General features: G+C 59.4%; 9 protein-coding genes and 2 pseudogenes. 9 read left to right on the top strand and 2 right to left on the bottom strand.

Going from position 1 to position 6,773, the window contains the following annotated elements; translation table 11 throughout:
* The 7 genes from ACUTJJ_RS24345 to xth all read left to right on the top strand — a co-directional run.
* On the top strand, positions 1 to 249 hold a 249-nt coding region (locus ACUTJJ_RS24345), incomplete at its 5' end, for an SDR family oxidoreductase (protein WP_445543705.1).
* 156 nt (positions 250 to 405) lie between these two features.
* Positions 406 to 552: a hypothetical protein gene (locus ACUTJJ_RS24340; RefSeq protein WP_445543704.1), complete on the top strand. Its 147-nt coding sequence runs from the start codon at positions 406 to 408 to the stop codon at positions 550 to 552.
* 123 nt (positions 553 to 675) lie between these two features.
* Positions 676 to 822, top strand: a complete 147-nt coding sequence (locus tag ACUTJJ_RS24335; RefSeq protein WP_445543703.1) for a hypothetical protein — start codon at positions 676 to 678, stop codon at positions 820 to 822.
* A 35-nt stretch (positions 823 to 857) separates the two neighbouring features.
* Entirely contained in the window at positions 858 to 1,760 is a 903-nt protein-coding gene (locus ACUTJJ_RS24330) for a hypothetical protein (RefSeq protein ID WP_445543702.1), read from the top strand.
* A gap of 55 nt (positions 1,761 to 1,815) precedes the next feature.
* Positions 1,816 to 2,220 carry a GFA family protein gene (locus ACUTJJ_RS24325; protein WP_445543701.1) on the top strand — a complete coding sequence of 135 codons (405 nt, stop codon included), beginning with the start codon at positions 1,816 to 1,818 and terminating at the stop codon, positions 2,218 to 2,220.
* A 181-nt stretch (positions 2,221 to 2,401) separates the two neighbouring features.
* Entirely contained in the window at positions 2,402 to 2,578 is a 177-nt protein-coding gene (locus ACUTJJ_RS24320) for a DUF3606 domain-containing protein (protein ID WP_018099080.1), read from the top strand.
* A 3-nt stretch (positions 2,579 to 2,581) separates the two neighbouring features.
* The gene (gene xth, locus ACUTJJ_RS24315; RefSeq protein WP_445543700.1) at positions 2,582 to 3,382 is read left to right on the top strand and encodes an exodeoxyribonuclease III; all 801 of its coding nucleotides are present in this window, start codon (positions 2,582 to 2,584) and stop codon (positions 3,380 to 3,382) included.
* Between the two features lie 27 nt (positions 3,383 to 3,409).
* Here xth and ACUTJJ_RS24310 read toward each other — a convergent pair.
* Both ACUTJJ_RS24310 and ligD read right to left on the bottom strand, forming a co-directional pair.
* A pseudogene (locus ACUTJJ_RS24310) lies at positions 3,410 to 4,182 on the bottom strand (SOS response-associated peptidase family protein).
* A gap of 59 nt (positions 4,183 to 4,241) precedes the next feature.
* Positions 4,242 to 5,293, bottom strand: a pseudogene (gene ligD, locus ACUTJJ_RS24305) (non-homologous end-joining DNA ligase).
* A gap of 280 nt (positions 5,294 to 5,573) precedes the next feature.
* Between ligD and ACUTJJ_RS24300 the strand changes: the two are divergent.
* Positions 5,574 to 6,350 carry an ImuA family protein gene (locus tag ACUTJJ_RS24300; protein WP_445543699.1) on the top strand — a complete coding sequence of 259 codons (777 nt, stop codon included), beginning with the start codon at positions 5,574 to 5,576 and terminating at the stop codon, positions 6,348 to 6,350.
* The coding region (locus tag ACUTJJ_RS24295) for a Y-family DNA polymerase (protein ID WP_445543698.1) at positions 6,271 to 6,773 on the top strand (503 nt) is incomplete at its 3' end. The genes ACUTJJ_RS24300 and ACUTJJ_RS24295, both read left to right, overlap by 80 nt.

Here is a 6,773-nt window from a genome sequence, read left to right as displayed (position 1 = left end):
GAGTTCGGCGAGCGAGGCATCTCGGTAACGGCGATTGGTCCAGGCCCCATGGACACGCCATTCTTCTATCCGGCAGAAGGCTCGGATGCTGTCGCCTATCACAAAACGGCCGCGGCATTGTCGAAGTTTTCCAAGACCGGCCTCACCGATATCGAGGACATTGTGCCCTACATTCGCTTTATGGTCTCGGAAGGTTGGTGGATGACCGGTCAGACCATCCTCGTCAACGGCGGCTACACCACGAAGTAAGACATCGGCCCCGGCAATCGCGAGACTGCCGGGGCGCTTTTCGACGCAAACGGGGCGTCGGTTTATACGTCCGATGTCGAGCTGCATCTCTCCCCCGCAGCCAAAGACTGGAAATAACCCAACCACGCGTTCTCATAGGGAGACCAGTTCATACACATGGCGATGGTAATCGGGGCCGGGCTCGTGCTGCTCGGCCTGTTTTTCCTGTTTGGCAGACTATGGGGCGGGCCCGTTCCCGACCTCGCCATGGCCGCCAAACTCTTCATCCCGGCGTGGCTCACCGTCTCGCTCGTCAATATGTGAGTGGGAGTGACGAAGGCCGGTTAGTCGGTGCGTGACGAACTGCCAATCCTGGCGGTCGTCTTCCTGGTACCAGCGGTGATTGCGGGCGGCATCGCCTGGCGTTTGGCACGCTGAGGAGGGATCATGTCCGATCACACTTCTCAACATCATCCGCTGTTTCGCCGCCGTGACAGTCACCATGCGAAGTTCAGCTCCGCCGAGCTGTTCTTCGATCTTATCTATGTCTTCGCGGTTAAGGCACCCAGGTTCCTCACGGAGGCGCCGGCTTAGTTGCAACTTCGGTCGATCCTAGATCGTTTCTTGCCATGGACGACGAACATGATGAGGATCACGAAGACAGCCCGGCGTCGGAAACGGTCGCGTTTTCGTTCGACCGCATGACTGTGGCGCGGTTTCGCGAGACCTTCCCGAAGGCGCGGTGGAGCGACCGCCTTCAGGCCTGGACGGTTCCTGGCAGCACGGCGCGGCGCCGCATCGACCGGTGGCTGGCGTCGGAAGCTTCGCGTAGAACTCCGTTCGAGGAGGCAAAAGGACGTGACGCCTTCGAGTTCGAGCCGATCCTCAGTCCATACCTTGAGGTCCACGACCGCGGTTTGCGCGTCCGGACGCCATATTCCCGCACCGTCGTCGACGAACTCCGGCAGATTCCATTCGCCCGCTGGAACGGGGACGGCAAGGTCTGGGAGGTTCCTTATTCTTCCTATGACGAGCTGCAGCAGCGGTGGGAAGCCATCGAGGATGCTGCCAAGTGGGCCGAACCCTCGGAGCGACGCAAAAGGGCCGAAGCGAGGAGAGGCACTGAGGAAGAGGCCAAAGCAAAACGCCGAACTTCGGAGCGACGTAAGAAGAGACTTCCGGTCCCGAGCGATGATCTACCGCCTCTCGGTCGGCCGATTGGTACAACCGCCTATGGGGTCGTGGTCATCACCGAAATCACGGGTGAGCTCGTCGATCAGAATGAAGTTTCCGAGCACCATCCTGACGTCAGCGCTGAGCACGTGTGGGCGGGATGGCGTCTACCGACGCTGGAGGAGTTGGTTCACACGTGGCCCGCGCGCCAAGAACCGTCCGAATACGAAAAAGACCGCGGATGGTGGCATCCGACATTGATCGAACTGCGGGAGGCAAGAAGGCAGGCAAAATCCCGCGAAAAGCGCAAAGGTAGAAATCAAGAACCGGTTCAGGGGGTGCAGGGCCGACAGAACTGACGTCGGCTTGAGAGGGGCACCCTTATGGAAACAGCAACACGGATGGAGGGCTGATTTGCACATCGATGGCGCATGCCAATGCAAAAACATCACCTATGAAGCCGAGATCGATCCACAAGACGTCTCGATCTGCCACTGCACAGACTGCCAGAGATTGACGGGAACCGCCTACAGGGTGACCGTCAGCACGCAACGCAGCCAGTTTCAGATAACGTCCGGCGAGCCCAGACTTTACGTCAAAATCGCCGACAACGGCCGCCGACGGCTGCAGTTCTTCTGTTCCGATTGCGGATCGCCCATCTATACGACGGGGGAAAACGAAGATGCCGAAGAGGTCGGGATCAGACTGGGGACGGTCAATCAGCGCCAGGAGCTTAGGCCCCGCTCGCAGATCTGGTGCTCCTCGGCGTTGGGATGGGCGCAGGATCTGACCGGGCTTCCGGGGCGGGCGGGGGATTGACCCTCGCTGTCGTACAATCAAGCATGCTCGCCTTAAAAGAAATGTGATGAGGTTGTTGCGCCAGCGGGTGCCCAGCGGCTCTCAGCAACAAGCTCGTCCGAGGATCACGCGCAACAGATAGAATGGAACTTCTTGAATCAGCGTCCGTTTTCCGGTGACCGAAACCATGAGGAGAACGACAATGGCAACCACATCGCGAGGCAGGGCCCAGGATCGGGCCAAGGTCGCAGCCGGACAGGATCATGAAGTCCGCTACGAGGCGAAGAAGGAAGGTGTCTCGAAGGACACGGTCAAGAAGGCCGTGAAGAGCGCCGGGAATTCTCGCAAAAAGGTGGAAGCAGAAATCGGTCGGCACTGATCGGTGAAGCTCGCGACCTATAACGTCAATGGCGTCAACGGCCGGCTCGAAATTCTCCTCCGATGGTTGGATGAGGCCGAGCCGGACGTCGTCTGCCTGCAGGAACTCAAGGCGCCGCAGAATAAGTTCCCGATAAAGGCGATTGAAGCCGCTGGCTATGGTGCCGTCTGGCAGGGCCAGAAGTCCTGGAACGGTGTGGCGATCCTTGCCAAGGGTCAGGAGCCCCACCTCACGAGGAAAGGTCTGCCCGGTGAGCCGGAAGATGAACACAGCCGCTATATCGAGGCAATCGTCAACGGCATCGTCATCGGCGGGCTCTATCTCCCGAACGGTAATCCCTACCCCGGGCCGAAATTCGATTATAAGCTTCGCTGGTTCAAGAGGCTGCATGACTATGCGGCGGAGCTGCTCGAACTTGAAGTTCCGGTCGTGCTCGCAGGCGACTACAACGTCATGCCTACAGATATCGACGTCTATAAGCCGGAGCGCTGGACGAACGATGCGTTGTTCCGGGTGGAAGTCCGGGAGGCCTATAGGGATCTGGTCAATCTAGGCTGGACCGATGCACTACGGCATCTTCATCCGAACGAACGCATCTATACGTTCTGGGACTATTTCCGCAATGCCTATGCACGCGATGCGGGGTTGCGGATCGACCACTTCCTGCTGAGTTCCGAAGCTGCGGCAATGCTCTCCAAAGCAGAGGTCGACAGGCATGTGCGCGGATGGGACCACACCAGCGACCACGCGCCCGTCTGGATAGAGCTGCAGACTGAACCGGTGAAGAAGCGGAGAATGAAGTAATCGATCTCCTTTGAAATGGCAGGCGGGTTAGAGCAGGCTGCCTTGCTCCACCGGCTCGCCAGATTTCGACACGATCGATAACCCGTAAGGTTCACGTGACAAGATGATGAGCGCGTCAGTTGGTAGTGGACGGGCGAGGTGTTTAGCCTCGTCCCAAGGCGCTCGCATCCAGACGTCGGTTTCTTCATTCGTGAGCAGCAGAACAGGCATGGCCTTTTCGTGGATTGGCTTCACAAGATCGTTCGGATCCGTGGTCAGGAAGCCATAGAGATCGTCCGTGGTCATTCCATCCTTCACCTTGCGGACGCTTTTCCATTGCGGCACGTGGATACCGGCGAAGAACATCAGCGATTTTGCCTCGTCGCGCGCAAACCACGCATTGGGCACATTGCCACCGTCCTCTTTGCTTGCCGGATCCGGTTCGGCAAAACTTGTGACCGGACGAGGCACCTGTGCTCGACGCCGAACCACCGCATCCAGTGCTGGAAATTGAGCTTGCGGACATTGGTCGTGCCGCGATCCGGCTCCATGCGGATCAGTTCTTCAAGATCGTAGGGCTTACCCTTGGCTGCGAGCTTCTCGGCTCTGGCTTTGGCCGTCTTCTCCAGGGCGAAGCGAGGGGAGGGCAGGCCCCATCGCGCATGCACGAGCTGCTTCTTTCCGTCAGCCGTGTTGCGGACGATCGGTCCCATCTGGTCCGGGTTCATCTGATAGGCGGGCATCAGGTTGATAAAGCTTTCGGCGTCCTGGGCCCATTTCGAGACCCAGTCCTTGTCTTCCATGCGATAAAGATTGCACATGGCAGCAATTCCTCCGTTGCGACCGAATGCAGTTTGACGGTTGAGGTCCGCCGGCGTCGCTAGTCGAGCCTGTAAACGTCGGCGTTGTCCTGACGTTCCCGCAGGCCCTTATAGGAAGCATGCCGCAATTTGCCGTCTCCCGTCCACGCCCGGAACTCGATCTCGGCGATCAGGGTTGGCTCGACCCAGACGATATCTGATTTTTCAGCAAAGGCGACAGGGGCTGCTTTCGCTTCCAGCGGAGTTTGTCGAGTATCTCGCGCAGCCTGATCATCTCGGCTTCCTTGAAGCCCGTGCCGACGTTTCCGACATGGACGAGATCATCACCGCGATAGGCGGCAAGCGCCAGCGATGCGAAGCCCGTTGGCGATGCGGCCGATTGCTCGTAGCCGACAACCATCAAGGCTTCACTCCCAACGCATTTGATCTTCACCCAATCGCCGGTTCGGCCGGAGCGATAGGGCTGATTGATACGCTTGCCGACGATCCCCTCAAGGCCAAGGCTGCGGACATGCTCCAACAGAACTTCCGGTTCGGCGTCGAGTGTTTCCGAGACACGGATGGCGCCGTCATTTGCCTTTATCGTATCCTCGAGAAGATGCCGGCGTGATCGGTATTCCATCTCCCGCAGATCGTGGCCGTCGAGGTACATAAGATCAAAAGCGTAGAGGACGGCTTCAGATGCTCGATTTCCGGCCGCCTTGCCCGAAGCCCCCAACGACTTCTGCAGCAGGTCGAAATCCGGCCGCCCTTCCTCGTCGAGCACCACCGCCTCGCCATCGATGATCATCGTTGCCGGGCCAAGCGCTCGGGCAGCCTGTTCGATCGCCGGAAACCGATGTGTCCAGTCATGGCCACCGCGGGTGAGGATACGGACGCCTGTAGGCTCGATATGCACCGCCAGCCGGTAGCCATCCCACTTCAGCTCCCAACTCCACTGGTCACCTTTTGGCGGATGGGCCTTCAGCTCAGCAAGCGCCGGCTCGACGCGATCAGGCATAGGATCGAACAGAAGCTGTGGCTGTGCAGGATTACGCTTCCGATGCCGCTTTGAGCGGATCGGGGCTTCGATATCACGAAGGAGCGGCTTTGATCTCGGTGGCTTCGTCATGGCGAGACTTCAGCACGAAAACCTTAAGAATAGTGTGACGCCGCTCATCTATCCCCGCTATCCACGATCCGGAGCTCGACACGAGGGAGTGCGGTAAAAATTCTTGTTATCCCTACATCCTTGAATCCTTTTCGAATCTTCGGTTTTGCTAATACTAGGATAGTATTCCTCAACCTTGTGGTGCTTGACTCTTTCGCGTCACCAGAACAAACAATGAACAAATAGCCTGTGCGACATGATGTCGATCTTTTGAACACGACCCTGAAGGGAGCCGTGAACGATGACTGCTGCCCGTTCCCCCAGGGCCCCTGGAGGGGTCTTGGATGTGATCTGCGACTTGCGCGACCGCATTGCCTCGATGGAGGGCGCAGCCGCGAAACGGGCTGGCACACTCGCCTTCGGCGTCCCCGAAATCGACGCGGCCTTGCCTGGCGGGGGTCTTGCTTATGGAGCCCTGCATGAGTTTGCGGGCGGCGGATCCGGTACGGTCGATGGAGCGGCTGCCGCGCTTTTTGTGGCCGGCATTGCCGCCAGGACCAAAGGCCCCGTCATCTGGTGTCTGACGCGGCCCGATCTGTTTTTCCCGGCGCTTGCCCAGGTTGGCCTTCATCCCGACCGCGTCATCTTCGTGGAGTCCGACAGGGAAGAGGATGTTCTGGCCAATATGGAGGAGGGGCTGTCGTTTGGCGGTCTCGGGGCGGTCGTCGGCGAACTTGTGCGCCTGCCGATGGTTAGTTCCCGCCGCCTGCAGCTGGCTGCCGAGCGAACCGGTACGATGGCGCTTGGCGTTCGGCGATGGCGACGGCAGAGCGAGGCGAATGATTTTGGCCAGCCGACGGCGTCAACGACGAGATGGCGGGTGAGTGTGATGCCGTCTGAGGAGCTGCCGGTACCGGGGGTGGGCAGGCCTCAGTGGTTCCTGGAATTGATGCGCGTGAAAGCGGGTGAGTGTGCTGAGTTTCTCGTGAGAGCGTGTGATGACAAGGGTCGTATCCATTTATCTTCCGGATCTGCCGACGGATCGAATACGGCGGGCAGATCCCTCCATTCCGCCTGAACAGCCGATCGCCGTGATTGCAAGAAGCGGTTCGAAGCGATGGGTTTCGGCTGCCGACCCGGCTGCCAGAGCGGCAGGCGTGCATGTCGGCATGCCGGCGGCGAAGGCGCAGTCGCTGTTTCGCGGTCTGATGATGGTCGACGCGGATATCGAAGCCGATCGGGTAGCCCTCGAACGCATCACGCTCTGGGCGATGACGATCTATTCGCCAATCGTTGCCGTCGATGGGATCGACGGCATTGTCATGGATACCGAAGGCGCCGACCACCTGCAGGGCGGCGAGCTGCCAATGGTGACAAAGATCGCCAACCAGTTTCTGGGCAGGAAGCTTACTGCCCGCGTGGCGGTCGCCGACAGCTGGGGTGCGGCCCATGCCTGCGCGCGGGCCATCAACCGCGAAACGATCGTAATTCCCTCAGGCGA

The sequence above is a fragment of the Agrobacterium sp. DKPNP3 genome (assembly GCF_052686535.1).
Note: the sequence above shows the minus strand (reverse complement) of the source record. Positions and strands in the feature narration are given on the sequence as shown.

Bases quoted from the DNA above. Each gene is read 5' to 3' on its own strand.
- ACUTJJ_RS24340 (WP_445543704.1), top strand. From the start codon at position 406: ATGGCGATGGTAATCGGGGCCGGGCTCGTGCTGCTCGGCCTGTTTTTC.
- ACUTJJ_RS24330 (WP_445543702.1), top strand. From the start codon at position 858: ATGGACGACGAACATGATGAGGATCACGAAGACAGCCCGGCGTCGGAA.
- ACUTJJ_RS24320 (WP_018099080.1), top strand. From the start codon at position 2,402: ATGGCAACCACATCGCGAGGCAGGGCCCAGGATCGGGCCAAGGTCGCA.
- ACUTJJ_RS24300 (WP_445543699.1), top strand. From the start codon at position 5,574: ATGACTGCTGCCCGTTCCCCCAGGGCCCCTGGAGGGGTCTTGGATGTG.
- ACUTJJ_RS24335 (WP_445543703.1), top strand. From the start codon at position 676: ATGTCCGATCACACTTCTCAACATCATCCGCTGTTTCGCCGCCGTGAC.